Annotated in this window: 15 protein-coding genes and 1 tRNA gene; 5 read left to right on the top strand and 11 right to left on the bottom strand. The window is 69.8% G+C overall.

Annotated elements, in window-relative coordinates:
* The first annotated feature begins 30 nt into the window (after window positions 1-30).
* The 4 genes from OG738_RS11290 to OG738_RS11275 all read left to right on the top strand — a co-directional run bounded on the left by OG738_RS11290 (window position 31) and on the right by OG738_RS11275 (window position 2,510).
* Window positions 31-675 (top strand): aminodeoxychorismate/anthranilate synthase component II, encoded by a 645-nt coding sequence (locus OG738_RS11290; RefSeq protein ID WP_329053441.1) that lies wholly within the window; start codon window positions 31-33, stop codon window positions 673-675.
* Window positions 672-1,463, top strand: coding sequence for an ATP-binding cassette domain-containing protein (locus OG738_RS11285; protein WP_329053440.1), 792 nt, complete (start codon window positions 672-674; stop codon window positions 1,461-1,463). The genes OG738_RS11290 and OG738_RS11285 overlap by 4 nt, the downstream gene beginning before the upstream one ends.
* The gene (locus tag OG738_RS11280) at window positions 1,451-2,092 is read left to right on the top strand and encodes a hypothetical protein (protein ID WP_329053438.1); all 642 of its coding nucleotides are present in this window, start codon (window positions 1,451-1,453) and stop codon (window positions 2,090-2,092) included. Before OG738_RS11285 ends, OG738_RS11280 begins: the two co-directional genes overlap by 13 nt.
* Before the next feature lie 100 nt (window positions 2,093-2,192).
* Window positions 2,193-2,510, top strand: a complete 318-nt coding sequence (locus tag OG738_RS11275; protein WP_329053436.1) for an effector-associated constant component EACC1 — start codon at window positions 2,193-2,195, stop codon at window positions 2,508-2,510.
* Between the two features lie 51 nt (window positions 2,511-2,561).
* Here OG738_RS11275 and pknB read toward each other — a convergent pair whose 3' ends face one another.
* The 7 genes from pknB to OG738_RS11240 form a co-directional block, all read right to left on the bottom strand.
* Window positions 2,562-4,526, bottom strand: a complete 1,965-nt coding sequence (gene pknB / locus OG738_RS11270) for a Stk1 family PASTA domain-containing Ser/Thr kinase (protein WP_329053435.1) — start codon at window positions 4,524-4,526, stop codon at window positions 2,562-2,564.
* A complete protein-coding gene (locus OG738_RS11265; protein WP_329053433.1) occupies window positions 4,523-5,830 on the bottom strand; it encodes a serine/threonine-protein kinase in 1,308 nt (435 codons plus the stop codon). The genes pknB and OG738_RS11265 overlap by 4 nt, the downstream gene beginning before the upstream one ends.
* 3 nt (window positions 5,831-5,833) lie before the next feature.
* Entirely contained in the window at window positions 5,834-7,303 is a 1,470-nt protein-coding gene (locus tag OG738_RS11260) for a peptidoglycan D,D-transpeptidase FtsI family protein (RefSeq protein ID WP_329053432.1), read from the bottom strand.
* Window positions 7,300-8,787 (bottom strand): FtsW/RodA/SpoVE family cell cycle protein, encoded by a 1,488-nt coding sequence (locus tag OG738_RS11255; protein ID WP_329053431.1) that lies wholly within the window; start codon window positions 8,785-8,787, stop codon window positions 7,300-7,302. Before OG738_RS11255 ends, OG738_RS11260 begins: the two co-directional genes overlap by 4 nt.
* A complete protein-coding gene (locus OG738_RS11250; RefSeq protein WP_329053430.1) occupies window positions 8,787-10,184 on the bottom strand; it encodes a PP2C family protein-serine/threonine phosphatase in 1,398 nt (465 codons plus the stop codon). The genes OG738_RS11255 and OG738_RS11250 overlap by 1 nt, the downstream gene beginning before the upstream one ends.
* Window positions 10,181-10,642 carry an FHA domain-containing protein FhaB/FipA gene (locus tag OG738_RS11245; protein WP_003079002.1) on the bottom strand — a complete coding sequence of 154 codons (462 nt, stop codon included), beginning with the start codon at window positions 10,640-10,642 and terminating at the stop codon, window positions 10,181-10,183. Before OG738_RS11245 ends, OG738_RS11250 begins: the two co-directional genes overlap by 4 nt.
* Before the next feature lie 99 nt (window positions 10,643-10,741).
* Window positions 10,742-11,968, bottom strand: coding sequence for a DUF3662 and FHA domain-containing protein (locus OG738_RS11240; protein ID WP_329053421.1), 1,227 nt, complete (start codon window positions 11,966-11,968; stop codon window positions 10,742-10,744).
* A gap of 131 nt (window positions 11,969-12,099) precedes the next feature.
* On the opposite strand from OG738_RS11240, the gene OG738_RS11235 reads away from it, so the two are divergent.
* Window positions 12,100-12,182, top strand: a tRNA-Leu gene (locus tag OG738_RS11235).
* A 205-nt stretch (window positions 12,183-12,387) separates the two neighbouring features.
* On the opposite strand, the gene OG738_RS11230 is transcribed toward OG738_RS11235, so the two are convergent.
* The 4 genes from OG738_RS11230 to OG738_RS11215 all read right to left on the bottom strand — a co-directional run bounded on the left by OG738_RS11230 (window position 12,388) and on the right by OG738_RS11215 (window position 15,301).
* A complete protein-coding gene (locus OG738_RS11230) occupies window positions 12,388-13,128 on the bottom strand; it encodes a S1 family peptidase (RefSeq protein WP_329053419.1) in 741 nt (246 codons plus the stop codon).
* 115 nt (window positions 13,129-13,243) lie between these two features.
* A complete protein-coding gene (locus OG738_RS11225; protein ID WP_329053418.1) occupies window positions 13,244-13,996 on the bottom strand; it encodes a S1 family peptidase in 753 nt (250 codons plus the stop codon).
* An 89-nt stretch (window positions 13,997-14,085) separates the two neighbouring features.
* Window positions 14,086-14,838 (bottom strand): S1 family peptidase, encoded by a 753-nt coding sequence (locus OG738_RS11220; protein WP_329053416.1) that lies wholly within the window; start codon window positions 14,836-14,838, stop codon window positions 14,086-14,088.
* Window positions 14,839-14,926: 88 nt separating this feature from the next.
* A complete protein-coding gene (locus tag OG738_RS11215; protein ID WP_329053414.1) occupies window positions 14,927-15,301 on the bottom strand; it encodes an FKBP-type peptidyl-prolyl cis-trans isomerase in 375 nt (124 codons plus the stop codon).
* Window positions 15,302-15,437 lie beyond the last annotated feature (136 nt).

The following is a 15,437-nucleotide window of genomic DNA, read 5'->3' as shown; positions in this document are numbered from 1 at the left end:
CACCACGTGGGAGCCGGTAAGCTCGCTCCTATGCGCGTTCTCGTCGTCGACAACTACGACAGCTTCGTCTACAACCTGGTCCAGTACCTGGCCCAGCTCGGCGCCGACTGCACGGTCTGGCGCAACGACGTCGTGGACCTCGACCGCGTGCCCGAGTTCGACGCCGTGCTCGTCTCGCCCGGCCCCGGGACACCCGAACGCGCTGGTCAGAGCATGGACGTCATCCGCAAGTGCGCCGAGACGCGGACGCCGATGCTCGGGGTCTGCCTCGGCCACCAGGCGCTCGGCGTCGTCTACGGCGCGACCGTCGACCGCGCGCCCGAGCTGCTCCACGGCAAGACGAGCCAGGTCCGCCACACCGGCACCGGCGTCCTCAAGGACCTGCCGGCGGAGTTCACGGCGACCCGGTACCACTCCTTGACCGTGGTGCCCGACACGATCCCGGCCGACGTCTTCGAGGTCACCGGCCGCACCGAATCCGGCATCGTGATGGGCATGCGGCACCGCGAGCTGCCGCTGGAAGGCGTCCAGTTCCACCCCGAGTCGGTGCTCACCGAGGGCGGCCACCGGATGCTGGCCAACTGGCTGGCCGCGGCCGGCCACCCCGTCGACGCGGCGCGCGTGGACGAGCTCGAGCGCGCGACCAAGGCGCTCCAGAAGGCTGCTGTTGCGTGATCCGGCTCGCGGGGATCGGCAAGCGGTACGGGCGCGGTGACTTCGTCCTCCACGACGTCGACCTGAGCGTCGAGCCCGGGCACGTCGTCGGCGTCCTCGGCAGCAACGGCTCCGGGAAGTCGACGCTGCTGCGGATCATGGCCGGCGTCTCGCACCCGACCACCGGCACGCTGACGGGCACCCCGCGGATCGGCTACCTGCCGGACCGCTTCCCGGCCGGGCAGCGCATGGGCGCGCGGGCGTACCTGCGGCACATGGCGCGCATCCGCGGGCTCACCGACCTCTCGGTGATCGACCCGCTGCTCGAACGGCTCGCGCTGGTCGGCGGTCCGACCGCGCCGCTGCGAACGCTGTCGAAGGGCAACGCGCAGAAGGTCGGGCTCGCGCAGGCCGTCATGGTGCGGCCCGACCTGCTGATCCTCGACGAGCCGTGGTCCGGGCTCGACGTCGGGACACACACGATCCTCGGCGAGCTCGTCGCCGAGACGCGGGCGCGCGGCGCGAGCGTGGTGTTCACCGACCACCGGCCGCAGGTCGTGCACGACCACGCCGACGTCGTCCACCTGATGAACGACGGCAGGCTGACGGCGGAGAGCGCCGAGCCGACGACGCGGATCGTGTTGCGTGGCAACGGAACGGACTGGGCGGACGAGCCCGGCGTGCGGCACGCGGTCGTCGAAGGCGCCCAGCTCGTGCTCACCGTCGAGGTCGCTTCGGTGGACGAGGTGCTGCTGCGCGCGTTGAAGGACGGCTGGTCGGTGCGGGAGGTGGCGCCGTGCTCGCCCTGACCCGCTACTACCTGGCGCTGCTCGGCCATTCGCAGCGGTACCTGCCGGCGCTGCTCGCCTACCTCGCGCTGTGCGTGATCCTCTACGCCGACCCGCATTCGCCGCCGTTGCCGCTGTTCGGCGTGAGCGCCGGCGGGCTGCTCGTCGTGTCGTGCTGGCTGACGATCGCGTTGCTCGACATCGAGGACCCGGTGCAGCGCCTGGTCACCTTGAGCCACGCGCGGCAGTGGCGGCGGATGGTCACCGGCGCGGTGTTCACGGTGCTGGCGTGCTCGGCGGTCCTCACGGTGATCACCGAGGTGTGGTCGGCGATCAAGTCGGTCAAGTTCCAACCGTCGGCGTTGGGCATCGGCCTGCTCGCCCATTTCGCGTGCGCGCTGCTGGGTGTCGCGATCGCCCTGCCGTGCTCGCGGCTGCTCGTGCAGCGGATCGGCTGGACCGTGCTGGCCGCCGTGGTCACGCTGATCGTCGTGCTGCTGGCCAAGATCCCGCTGGTCCACCCACTCCTGCACGCCCTGACCGACGACGAGCCGGTCGGCGGTCCGCTCACGCTGGCGGTGGTGACGTCGGTGGTGGTGCTGATCGCCAGCTTCCTCGTCGTTTCCCGGCTCGTGCAACGCCGTTCCTGAGTGCAATTTGCAATCTTCAATTTCTGCTTCAGGGTTCCTTGCGGTGCTCAGAGCCGACTAAGGTTCGGGTCCTCTCCGGTTCTGGGCGAAGGGAGCACGGGTGACGGCGGGGATCGTCGCGATCACCGGGCCAGACTCCGACGGCGAGCTCCGGGAGCTCGCCGCCTGGCTGCGCGGCGAAGACGAGCTCCGCGGCCGCGTGCAGTTGTTCGACGCCGTGGTGGTCGGCGTGACCAGCAACTCCGCCGGTGTCTTCTGCCGTTCGCTTTTCGCTTGGCTGCGGCGATACCGCGAGGGCCGCGTCTCCCTGAAGGTCAAACGCTCCGGCGCCGCTGAGGAACTGGAACTCGACTGCGGTCCCGCAAGTGACGCCGAGCAGATTCTCGGTGCTGTGCAAGGATTTCTCGACAAAGCCTGAAACGAAGAAGGCCCGCACGGCGAACCGTGCGGGCCTTTCACGTGAGCCGGGTCAGGGCCCAGTGGTTGTCGTCGTCGTCGGGAACAGGCTGCCCTCGGAGACGAACACGGTGACGTCTTGGGTCTTGCTGATCTGCGTACCCGCTGTGGGGCTTTGCCTGGTGATCGTGCCCTGCGGCTGCCGGCTGGTCCGGTCGGACTTCTCGTTCAGGTTCCCGGTCCAGCCCATGCTCTGCAGCTTCGACTGCGCCTCGTCGACCGTCATGCCCTGCAGACTCGGCATTTGGATCTGGTTCTGGTCGGGGCCGGTCGAGACGGTCAGCGTGATCGTGCTGCCGACCGGCACCGAACCGCCGTTCGGGGTCTGCTGGATGACCTGGTCCTTCGGCTGGTCGGACTGCTGGTCCTGCCGCTTCACGGTGAAGCCCATGCCGGTGAGGGCGGCGTTGGCTTCGTTGAAGGTCTTGCCGATGTAGTTCGGGACCTGCTTCTGCTGCTTGCCCTTGCCGATGGAGATGGACACGCTCGTGCCCTGCTGGACCTGGTTGCCCGCCTGCGGGGTCTGGCTGACGACCTTGCCCACCTGGTTCTGGTCGTCCGTGTCGACCTCCTGCACCGACTGGTTCAGGGTGAGGCCGGCGTCCTTCAGCTTCGACTCCGCGTCGTCGCGGCTGAGGCCCTTGAGGTCGGGCACGGCCACCTTGCCCGGCGGCTGGCCGATCGTGAGCGTGATCTGCGCCGACGTGGCCACCGGCGTGCCCACGCCGGGGATGATGTCGATGACCTGGTTGACCTGGTCGCTGGTGCACGGCGTGTTGCCGTTCGAGTCCGGCACGCCGCAGATGACGGTCTTGTTCGGCGCGAAGTTGTTGAACCCCTTTTCGCGCAAGGTGTTCTTGGCGGCCAGCTCCGACTGTCCCTTGACGTCGGGGATCGCGACCGTGCCCGTGTCGCCGCCGCCGCTCTTGAACGCGCCCGACAGCCACATGATCAGCAGCACCGCGCCCAGCACGAACACCGCCGCCAGGATGCCCAGCAGCGTCCGGCGGCGGCGCTTGGCCTTCGGGTCTTCGTCGTCCGGGGCGTCGTATTCCTCGTAGCGCTGCGGCTGCCGCCGGTCGGCGTTCATCACCTGCGTGCGCTCGTCCTCGGACATCACCATCGGCGCGGCCGGACGCTGGCCCGAGAGCGTGCGCACCAGGTCCGAGCGCATCTCCGCCGCCGACTGGTAGCGGTTCGCCGGGCCCTTGGCCAGCGCCTTCAGCACGACGGCGTCCAGCTCCGGGGCCACCGCCGGGTTCACCGACGACGGCGGGTTCGGGTCCTCCCGGACGTGCTGGTAGGCCACCGCGACCGGGGAGTCGCCGGTGAACGGCGGCTCGCCGGTGATCAGCTCGTACAGCACGCAGCCGGCGGCGTAGACGTCGGAACGGGCGTCGACCGACTCGCCGCGGGCCTGCTCCGGCGACAGGTACTGCGCCGTGCCGATCACCGCGGCGGTCTGGGTCATCGCGGACTGGCCGTCGTGCATCGCGCGCGCGATGCCGAAGTCCATCACCTTGACCGCGCCGTTCTTCGTGATCATCACGTTGGCCGGCTTGACGTCGCGGTGCACGATGCCGTGGCGGTGGGAGAAGTCGAGTGCCGCGCAGACGTCCGCCATGACCTCCATGGCCCGCTTCTGCGACATCGGGCCCTCGGTCTTGACGATGTCGCGCAGCGTCCGGCCTTCGACGTACTCCATGACGATGTACGGCAGCGGACCGAATTCGGTGTTGGCCTCGCCGGTGTCGTAGACCGCGACGATCGCCGGGTGGTTCAAGGCGGCGGCGTTCTGCGCTTCACGGCGGAAGCGCTCCTGGAACTGCGGGTCCCTGGCGAGGTCGGCACGGAGGATCTTGATCGCGACTTCCCGGCCGAGGCGCACGTCGTGGCCGTGATGGACCTCGGACATGCCTCCGTAGCCGAGCGTTTCGCCCAGCTCGTACCGGTTGGAGAGCAGTCTGGGTGTGCTCATCTCTGGGTGCCGTTCCATTCCGTCCAAGGTGCGGTCATGATGCCTTGCTGGCCATCGTCGGTCGTTCCGGGAGTGTCCGCCGGGTAGGCGCTCGAGGCGGACGGCTGCTCCGCGGGCGGCTGTCTGCCCGGGACCACCTGGCTCGTCGTCTGGCCGGTGTGCGGTGGCGAGCCCGAGCTGCCGATCATCTTCGCCACCAGGACGATGCCCGCCACCAGGACAACGAGCAGGATGGCGGCGAGGAGCGCCCACCAGCCCCACTGTGACTTCTTCCGGGCCACCGGCACCATCGCCGGACGCAGCACGGGCCGGGACGGCGGGCCGATGGCGACCATCGGGTTCACCGCCGGCGACGGCGGGCCGACCGGCATGTGCTGCTGCTGCGGGGGAACCGGCTGCGACGGCGGTTGCTGCACCACCGGCTGCTGGCCGGTGAACGTGGCGTTGACCAGCCCGGACGGCGTCGGCAGCGGCAGCCCGGCGCGGACCGCGGCGACGGCGGCCGCGAACTCGCCACCGCTGTTGTAGCGCTGCCGCGGGTCCTTCACCAGCGTCGCCTCGATCACCGCGCGCGCGGCGGGCGGGACGTCGGGCGGCAGCGGCGGCGCGATGTCGCGGATGTGCATCATCGCGACCGTTACGGCGTTCTCGGACAGGAACGGCCGGTGCCCGGCGAGGCACTCGTACCCGCACACGGCCAGCGAGTAGACGTCGGACGCCGGCTCGGCCGGGTGCCCGAGCGCCTGCTCCGGCGCGATGTAGTGCGCGGTGCCCATGACCATGCCGGACCGGGTGACCGGGGCCGCGTCGGCGGCCTTCGCGACGCCGAAGTCGGTGATCTTCACCTGGCCCGCGGGCGTCACCAGGATGTTGCCGGGCTTGACGTCGCGGTGGACCAGGCCCTGTTCGTGCGCGGCCTGCAGCGCGTTGCCGGCCTGCTCGAGCATGTCGAGCGTGAACTCCGCCGACAGCCGCCCGTGCTTGGCCAGCAGCCCGGCCAGCGGGTCGCCGTCGACGAGCTCCATCACCAGGTACGCGATCGACAGGTCACCGTCGAAGAGCGTCTCGCCGTAGTCGTGCACCGCGGCGATGCCGGGGTGGTTCAGGGACGCCGTCATCCGCGCCTCGGTGCGGAAGCGGTGCAGGAACTCGGCGTCGCCGGAGAGCTCGGCCTTGAGGATCTTGACGGCCACGGTCCGGTCCAGCCGGGTGTCGCTGGCCTGCCAGACCTCGCCCATCCCGCCGACGGCGATCCGGCTCGTCAGCTTGTAGCGGTCGGCCAGTAGCTGACCGGAGGACAGCATGCGCTATCCACCCCCGAGCTTGGCGTTGATCGCCGCGCGGCCGATTTCCGAGGCGACCTTGCCGCCCGTCGCGGCCAGTCCGCGGTCGCCGCCGTCCTCGACGATCACGGCGACCGCGATCTGCGGGTCGTTCGCCGGGGCGAAGGCGGTGTACCAGGCGTGCGGGGCGGTGTTCTTGGAGTCCGCGCCGTGCTCGGCGGTGCCGGTCTTCGACGCGATCTGGATGTCCGCGCGCTTGCCGCCGCCCGCGGTGAAGCTTTCCGAAGCGATCATCATGTCCTTGAGGATCGCGGCGTTCGACGACGACAGCGCCGGAGTGCCGGTGAGTTCGGTGGGGCTGTAGTCCTCGATGGTCGACAGGTCCGGTGCCAGCACCGACTGCACCAGCTGCGGCTTCATCGCCATGCCGCCGTTGGCCACGGTGGCCGCGAGCAGGCAGTCCTGCAGCGGGGTGAGCCGGACGTCCCGCTGGCCGATGCCGCTCTGGTAGAGCGCGCCCTGCGAGTCCAGCGGGCCGACGGTCGACGGCGCCACCTTCATCGGCACGGTCAGGTCGGTCTGCCCGATGCCGAAGTTCGCCGCCGTCTTCTTGAGTTTGTCCGCGCCGAGCTGGCCGGCGAACTCCGCGAACGGCACGTTGCAGGAGTGCGCCAGCGCGTCCTTGAACGTGGTACCCGGGCAGCCCTCGCCGGCGTAGTTCTCCAGCGTGATGCTCGTGCCGGGCAGCTTGGTGTTCGGCGCCGGGTTGATCGGGGTGTCCGGGCCCTTGCCGTCCTCGAGCGCGGCCGACGCCGTGACCAGCTTGAACGTCGAGCCCGGCGGGTAGGTCTCCGAGATCGCCCGGTTCAGCATCGGGTTCTTCGGGTCCTTGGTGTAGGCGTTCCAGGCGTCGGTCTGCGCCTTCGACGTGTGCGACGCCAGCTTGTTCGGGTCGTACGACGGCGTCGACACCATCGCCAGGATCCGGCCGGTCTTCGGCTCCATCGCGACGACGGCGCCGGTGTAGCCCCGCTGCGTCATCAGGTCGTACGCGGCCTTCTGCACGGCCGGGTCGATGGTCAGCCGGACGTTGCCGCCGCTGGGGTCGCGGCCGGTGACCATGTCCGACAGCCGGCGCACGAACAGCCGCGGGTCGGAGCCGTTGAGCACGTCGTCCTCGGAGCGCTCGAGCCCGCCGGAGCCGTAGTTGATCGAGTAGTAGCCGGTGACCGGCGCGTACATCGGGCCGTCGACGTAGGTCCGGCTGTACTTGTACTTGTCGTTCGACGGGTCGACCTTCGCCAGCACCTCGCCGTTCGCCTGCGACACGATCTGGCCGCGGCGGCGGGCGAATTCGTCGTAGAGGACGCGCGCGTTGCGTGAGTCGGTGCGGTAGGCGTCGGCCTTCACCACCTGGATGTAGGTGGCGTTCGCCAGCAGCAGGACGACCATCACGACCATCGCCATGCCGACCTTGCGGAGCGGGGTGTTCATGCCGGGGTGCCCCCGTTCGACGGCGGGCGCTGCACGAGCACGGTGTGTGCCTCGGCGATCGGCGCCTGGGGCTGCTGCTGCGGCTTCGGGCGGGCCGTTGGCCGGCGCGCCGCGTCGGAGATCCGGAGCAGCAGCGCGACCAGGATGTAGTTCGCGAGCAGCGACGAACCACCCTTGGACAGGAACGGTGCGGTGATACCGGTCTCCGGGATGAGTTTCGTGACCCCGCCGACGACGACGAAGATCTGCATGACCATGGTGAACGCGAGCCCGCCGCCGAGCAGCTTGCCGAACGTGTCGCGCACGGCGAGCGCGCTGCGCATGCCGCGCATGGCGACCAGCAGGTACAGCATCAGGACGGCGGCCAAGCCGATGAAGCCGAGCTCTTCGCCGATCGCGGCGGTGATGAAGTCGGTGTTCGCCTCCGGGACCATGTCCGGCCGTCCGGCGCCGAGGCCGGTGCCGCCCATGCCGCCGGTGCCGAGCCCGAACAGGCCCTGCGCGATCTGGTAGCCGCCGCCGGCCTGGTCGTAGGTGGCCAGCGGGTCGAGCCAGTTCGCCACGCGCTGCTGGACGTGCGTGAAGAGGTTGTAGGCGAGCACGCAGCCGGCCGCGAAGAAGCCAAGCCCGAGGACGACCCAGATGGCCCGCTCGGTCGCGACGTAGAGCATGACCAGGATGACGCTGAAGAACAGCAGCGACGTGCCGAGGTCCTTCTCGAACACCAGGATGCCGATGCAGACGAACGCCGCGATGAGGATCGGCCCGAGGTCACGAGCGCGCGGCAGCTCGACGCCGACCAGCTTCTTGCCCGCCACCATGAACAGGTCCCGCTTCGACACCAGGAACGAAGCGAAGAAGATCATCAGCAGGATCTTCGCGAACTCGCCCGGCTGGATCGAGAACCCCGGCAGCTTCAGCCACACCTTGGCGCCGTTGACCTCGGACAGGCTTGACGGCAGCAGCGCGGGGAGGGCCAGCGCGACGATCCCGACCAGGCCGGCCGTGTAGCCGTAGCGGGTCAGCGTGCGGTGGTCGTTCACCACGACCAGCGCGACGACGAAGAACAGCAGCGAAATGACCGTGAACAGCACCTGCGCGGTGACGGCGGGGGTGTAGTCCTTGCCGTTCTGCGCAGCCCGTTCCGCCAGCGCCAGGTCGATCCGGTGGATCATCACCAGCCCGATGCCATTCAGCAGCGCGACGCAGGGGAGCAGCACCGGGTCGGCGTACGGCGCCCACTTGCGCACCGCCAGGTGCGCCGCGGCGAAGATGGCGAGGTAGGCGAGGCCCAGCCAGACGATCGACCAGGTGAGCTCCTGCTCCTGGTTCGCCTCCACCAGCACCAGTGCGATGGTGACGATGAACGCGGCGAACCCCAGCAGCACCAGCTCGGTGTTGCGGCGGGTCGGGACGTCGCGCGGTGGGTTCGTCTGGAACTGCGCGGCGAGCGGCTCGGCGGCGCGCGCGGCGGGCTGGCTCATCAGTTACCGCCTCCCGTCGTCGGTGCCGTCGAACTCGGCGTCGAGCAGTCCCTCCCCGCTGGCTGGTTCGCCGACGACGGAGCAGTGGAGCCGGCCGGAGCCGACGGGGTGGGCGTCGGCGTGACCGTGGGGGTCGGCGTCGGGGACGGCTGACCGCCCGTCGGCGCGCAGTTGTTCAGGCGCTTGTGCAGCTGCAGGAAGTCGTCGATGTACTTCCGGGCGTCGTCGAGGCTGTCCTTCTTGACGCCGTTCTGCACCGCCAGCCGCGCGTCCTCCTGGAGCTGGTCGACGCGCAGCTTGTCCGTGCACACCTGGTTGGGCGGGCACGAGCCCTGCTCGTAGGTGTGCAGGTCGATGCCGAGGATGCTGCCGGGAACGCCGCGGTAGATCACGACCTCCTGGTCCGCACCTTCGCCGACATAGTACTGACTCAGCACGAAGTAGCGGGTGGCGATGGCGGCCGCGGCGAGCACCACGAGCACCACCAGCGCCCCGGCCAGCCAGCGGAACCGCTTCCGGCGCTTGGCCTTGGGGTCGACACTGGGCTGCGGCAGCTCCGGGCGCTGCTGCGGCGGTGGCTGGGTCAGCGCCCTGGCCCGCGCCGCGGGCGAGTCGCCCTGGTGCCGTTCGTCGCTGCCGTCCCCGGCGGCGCCGCCCACGATGGGCGCGTCCTCGCCGAAGTCGACGTCGACGACGTCCGCGATGATCACCGTGACGTTGTCGGTGCCGCCGCCCTTGAGCGCCAGCTCGATCATCCGGTCCGCGCACTGCTGCGGGTCCGGGATCTGCACGGCCTCGGCCAGCGTCTCGTCGCTGACCATGCCGGACAGGCCGTCCGAGCAGATCAGGTACCGGTCGCCCGAGCGGGCTTCGCGCACGGTGAGGCTCGGCTCGACCTCGTGCCCGGTGAGCGCCTTCAGCAGCAGCGACCGCTGCGGGTGCACCGCCGCCTCTTCGGGCGTGATCCGGCCCTGTTCGAGCAGTTCGTTGACGAAGCTGTCGTCGCGCGTGATCTGCGCGAACTGACCGCCGCGAAACAGGTAGGCGCGCGAGTCGCCGACGTGCACCAGGCCCAGCCGGTTGCCGGCGAACAGCACCGCCGTCAACGTCGTGCCCATGCCGTCGAGGTCCGGGTCCTGCGAGACCAGCTCGGCGATCGCGGCGTTGCCGTTCGCGACGGCTTCCCGCAGTTGCGCGAGCAGGTCGTCGCCCGGCTCGTCGTCGTCGAGCGGCGCGAGCGAGGCGATGACGACCTTGCTGGCCACCTCACCCGCCGCGTGGCCACCCATGCCGTCGGCGAGCGCGAGCAGGCGAGGGCCGGCGTACACGGAGTCCTGGTTGCTCGAACGCACCAGGCCCCGGTCGCTGCGGGCTGCGTAGCGGAGGACGAGAGTCATGGGCGAAGCTCGATCACCGTCTTGCCGATCCGGATGGGGACTCCGAGCGGGACCCGGAGGGGTGCAGTGACCTTAGCCCGGTCGAGATAGGTCCCGTTCGTCGAGCCCAGATCTTCCACGTACCAGTCCTCACCGCGCTGGGCGATCCGGGCGTGCCGGGTCGACGCGTAGTCGTCGTCGAGCACCAGCGTGGAGTCGTCGGCGCGGCCGATCAGGATCGGCCGTCCGTCGAGCGCGATGCGGGTTCCGGCCAGCGCGCCGTGGGTCACCAGCAGCTGCTGCGGCGACTTGCTGTTGCGCGGCTTCTTCTCTTTCTTGCGCCCGAAGGTCGGCACCTGGACGCGCATACCCGACGCCGCGTAGAGGTCCGAGCGGACGACTCTGAGCGCGGCGAACACGAAGAGCCAGAGCAGCACGAGGAAGCCCACCCTGGTGAGTTGTACGACCAGCTCTGGCACTTGGTGTGTCCGCTCCCGACTCGTCCGTGCAGCCGCGACGCGGGTACGCCGCGGTCCCCCGCACGTCAATTCTGCGGGAACAGTATTCCGTGCCCCCAGTCAGCCCTGCGTACGGAACACGAGCGAGGAGTGTCCCACCCGGATGACGTCGCCGTCCGCGAGCTGCCAGGTCTGGACCGGAGTGCCGTTCACGGTCGTTCCGTTGGTCGAGCCGATGTCGGCGAGCGTCGCGCTCTGGCCGTCCCAGGTGATCTCCAGGTGCCGGCGCGAGACACCGGTGTCCGGGAGGCGGAAGTCCGCGTCCTGGCCGCGGCCCACGACGTTCCCGCCCTGCTTCAGCGAGTACGTGCGGTTCGAGCCGTCGTCGAGCTGGAGGCTCGCCGCGAGCTGACGGCCCGCCGCCGGGGGCTGGCCGTAGCCGCCGCCCTGCTGGCCGTACGGGTCGGCGGCCGGCTGGCCGTACGCCTGCTGCCCGTACTGGTCGTAGCCGCCCTGCTGCTGGCCGCCGTACTGGTCGTACCCGGGCTGCTGCTGGCCGGCGTACTGGTCGTAGCCGCCCTGCTGGGGCTGGGCGTAGCCGCCCTGCTGCGGCTGGGCGTAGCCGCCCTGGTCGTAACCGGGCTGCTGCGGCTGGGCGTAGCCGCCCTGGTCGTAACCGGGCTGCTGGGGCTGGCCGTAACCGCCCTGGTCGTAGCCACCCTGCTGGTAGCCGCCCTGGTCGTAGGCACCACCCTGCTGGGGCTGGCCGTACTGGTCGTAGCCGCCCTGCTGCTGGCCGTAACCCTGGTCGTACCCGGGCTGCTGGCCACCCTGCTGTCCGTAGCCGTATTGGCCCTGCTGGCCGTACGGGTCACCCTGGTCGTATTGGCCGTAGCCGGGGGGCTGGCTCATTGCTGGGTCTCCTGCGTTGCTGGGTCGTGCCGACCGCGGTGAACCGGCGCCTGAGGGGCGGGCGTCGGGATCGACGGACGAACGGGTCTTGAACTGTCCAGTATGCAGCGCCTCGTTGCGCTCGAGTGATACGACGACGTCACCATAGGTGTCGAGGCCCTCGGCGGCGAGGTGTTCCGCCACCGCCTTGGCCAGCACCTGGGTGACCCGTTGCTCGTCACTGGCCATGCGCTCGTGGTCAGCTGTCCCCAAGGACACGATGTAGTGATTCGGGGCGAGCTGCCGACCGCCTGCCAGCTCACGAACGTTCTCCTCACTCTCCCGTTCCAGGGCGATCGCCACTTCCTGCGTGACGACGTTGCCACCGAACATGCGCGCGAAAGTGTTCCCCACCAGGTTCTCGAGGCGTCTGTCGAAACGCTCGACGCGGCTCACCGGGGAAAACCTCCTCACACGTGTGCTTCCGCGATCGATCCTATCCGGGTGAGCCCGCCTCGACACGGCCCCCGGTGAAACCCGTTCAAACGACCTGCTAGTCTTCTCTTCGCTGTCAGAGAGAAGCACTCGGGCGAGTGGCGGAATGGCAGACGCGCACGGTTCAGGTCCGTGTGTCCGAAAGGACGTGAGGGTTCAACTCCCTCCTCGCCCACGCTGTTCAAAGGGCCGGTCGCTAGCGCGACCGGCCCTTTTCCCGTTGTCCTTGTCTCTCCCGGGGGGGCGAGCCCCCGACCCCCACGGTGCCTTGCCTCACCTTCCAGCGTGGTCCCGTTGGGGATTTGCTGCGTGCGAGGTGGTGGGGAATATCACCCGTTTGGCTCTGCGTGGTGTTCGCTCACGGCGGAGTTCAGGGTGTATCAAGCCGTCGTTTTGGTGATCCAGTCGCTCAGGACGTCCGCTCGGCTGGTCGTCTCGATGCCCGCGTGGGGGCAGCCGGGGCCGGTCGCCTCCACCGCCACCAGTTCGGTTCCCGTGAAGTAGGGGGCTCCCGAGTCGTACGTGCACGCGCTCGTCGTGATGTCCGGGGCCGCTCCGCGGACGCCCAGCGTGGTCGGGTCCAGCTTCGCCACGGCCACCGTGCCCTGCTGCATCCGGGTGGCCGGCTTGGGGTCCGTGCTCGTCAGGCTGCCCCAGCCCGCCACCGTCAGCTGCTCGCCGATCTTCGGCACCGCGTGGCGCACCTTCAGCGGCTGGACCGTGGTCACCGGGGTGTCGAGCTTGGCCAGGGCCACGTCGTTCTCCTTGGCCTGGACCACTTCGGTCACCCTGCGGGCGATGCCCGACTCCGTGCCCTCGTCGACCAGGCCCAGGGTCACCGTGGTCGGGTAGGGGGCCTTGCCCGAGACGCGGTTGCGGTTCGCGTCGTGGAAGCAGTGGCCCGTGGTCAAGAGCCAGCCAGGGGCGATCAGGGAGCCGGTGCAGTAACTGCTGTACGTGGAGCCGTCCGGGCGCGGGATCTTCGTCATCGAGAGCTTCGCGACGAACCCGTACTGCCCGGCCGGCACGTCGGTGCCGTGGGCGATCCCCGGCGCGGCCAAGGCGGCGGGGGCGGTGGCGGTGGTCAGGACAGCAGCGGCGAGCAGGGCGCGCAGGCGCATTCTTCCCCTTCGTCGAGTCGGTGGTCGACGTTCGACGTTAGGGCCGCGGCCGTCCCCGCGGAATTCCCTGGCCGGGCGTCACCCGATGGACCACCGGGTGACGCCCGGACGGAGGTCAGCCGACGTGCGAAGCGATCCAGTCCGCGACGACGTCGACCCGCGACGTGGTCTCGAGCTGGTTGTGCGGGCAGTCCGGCCCGGTCGACTCGACGGACACCAGCTGCCCGCCCGAACCGCCGGCGACGAAGTAGGGCGCCCCCGAGTCGTACACGCAGGCGCTCGTGGTCGACGTCGGGGCGACACCCTGGACGCCGAGCGTCGAGGCGGCGACCTGGCCGACCTTCACCGTCCCCTGCTGCAGCTTCGTGGACGGCGTTGGGTTGGTGGCGGTGAGGCTGCCCCAGCCGGCGAGCGTCAGCAGCTGCCCGACCGACGGCGTGACCCGGTTGACCGTCAGCGGCGTGATGCCGGTGACGTCCGCGTCGAGCGTCGCGATCGCGATGTCGTTGGCGCTCGCCTGGTACACCGTGACGACGTTGCGCGACACGCCCGGCGTGCTCTGGTTGACCGTGCCCAGCAGCACCGACGTCGGGTACGGCACCGGGCCGGAGACGCGGTTGCGGTTGGCGTCGTGGAAGCAGTGGCCGGCGGTGATGATCCACTTCGAAGCGATCAGCGCGCCGGAGCACGCGCTGTTGTACTTCGTGCCGTCGGGCTTCGGGATGTTCGTCATGGTCAGCTTCGCGGCGAACTGGAACTGGCCGGTCGGGACGTCGGAGCCGTTGGCCACGGCCGCCGCCGGGCCCGCGGTGGCGAGCCCGGCGGCCAGCGTCAAAAGGGCGGCAGCGAACACAGCGCGAACGCGCATCGGTGGATCCCCCTTGTCACGCACCGGTCGTCGAAGACCGGTGATCACTTTCGAGGGTAGTGATGCCGCGCCGCGGGAAAATACGCCGTTCAGCCCAAGTGCGCAGCGATCCAGTCCGCGACGACGTCGACGCGCGCGGTGGTTTCGACCTGGTCGTGCGGGCAGTCCGGACCGTCGCTTTCGACCGAGACGATGCGGCCGCCCTTGCCCGACGGGACGAAGTACGGCGCGCCCGAGTCGTACGTGCACGCGCTCGTCGTGGACGTCGGCGCGAAGCCCTTGACGCCGGTGTAGAGCGGGTCGACCGTCGCGACCTTCACGACGCCCTGCTGCAGCTTCGTGCCCGGGGTCGGGTCGACCGAGGTGAGGCTGCCCCAGCCGGCGAGCGTGAGCTTCTGGTCCACCTTCGGCGCCTTGCGGTTGATCGACAGCGGTTCGATGCCGAAGACCGGCTTGTCGAGCTCCGCGATCGCGATGTCGTTGCTCGGCGACTGGTACACCGTGACGACGTTGCGGGTGACCCCCGGCTTGTCGACGGTCGTCGTGCCGAGCAGCACCGAGGTCGGGTACGGCACCGGGCCGGACACCGGGTTGCGGGCCGCGTCGTGGAAGCAGTGGCCGGCGGTGATGATCCACTTCTTGGCGATCAGCGATCCCGAGCAGGCGCAGTTGTACTTGGTGCCGTCGGGCTTCGGGATGTCCGTCATGGTCAGCTTCGCGGCGAACTTGAACGTCCCCTGCGGGACGTCGGCGCCGTTGGCCACGGCCGAGGCCGGCGTCGCGGTGACGACCGCCGCGGCGAGTGCGAAGAGACTGGCGGAAAGCAGAGCGCGCGTGCGCATTCGGGCCCCCTGGTCCGGTGAATGGTGGGGGCGAGGGTAGCGAAGATCCCGGGTGGCGGTGGCGGAATCCCCGCCACCGCCGGGAAAGTCAGTTCACGCCGACCAGGTCGACGACGAAGACGAGGGTCTCGCCGGGCTTGATGACGCCGCCCGCGCCGCGGTCGCCGTAGGCCAGGTGCGGCGGGATGACCAGCCGGCGGCGGCCGCCGATCTTCATGCCGGCGACGCCCTGGTCCCAGCCGGAGATGACCTGGCCGGCGCCGAGGCCGAAGCGCAGCGGCTCGCCGCGGTTCCAGGACGCGTCGAACTCTTCGCCCGTGGAGTGCGAGACACCGACGTAGTGCACGGTGACGGCCTTGCCGGGCGTGGCCTCCGCGCCGTCACCGACCGTGATGTCGGTGATCTCGAGGTCGGCCGGAGGGTTGCCCTCGGGGCGGTCGATCTGGGGCTTTTCCAAGGTCATGGCACTCACCGTACCCACGCGCGCGAGGCTGCGCCGAACGGACTACGTCCAAGGGCTGAAAAACGCGAAAAGTCTTCACACTTCGGCTACTGCTCGGTAGCGTGCGCTTCGTCACTCTTCTGACTGAGGGGAGCCC

Source organism: Amycolatopsis sp. NBC_01488 (assembly GCF_036227105.1).
Lineage (GTDB): Bacteria > Actinomycetota > Actinomycetes > Mycobacteriales > Pseudonocardiaceae > Amycolatopsis.
The sequence above is the reverse complement of the archived record's forward strand: the minus strand, read 5'-3'. Positions and strand labels throughout refer to the sequence as shown.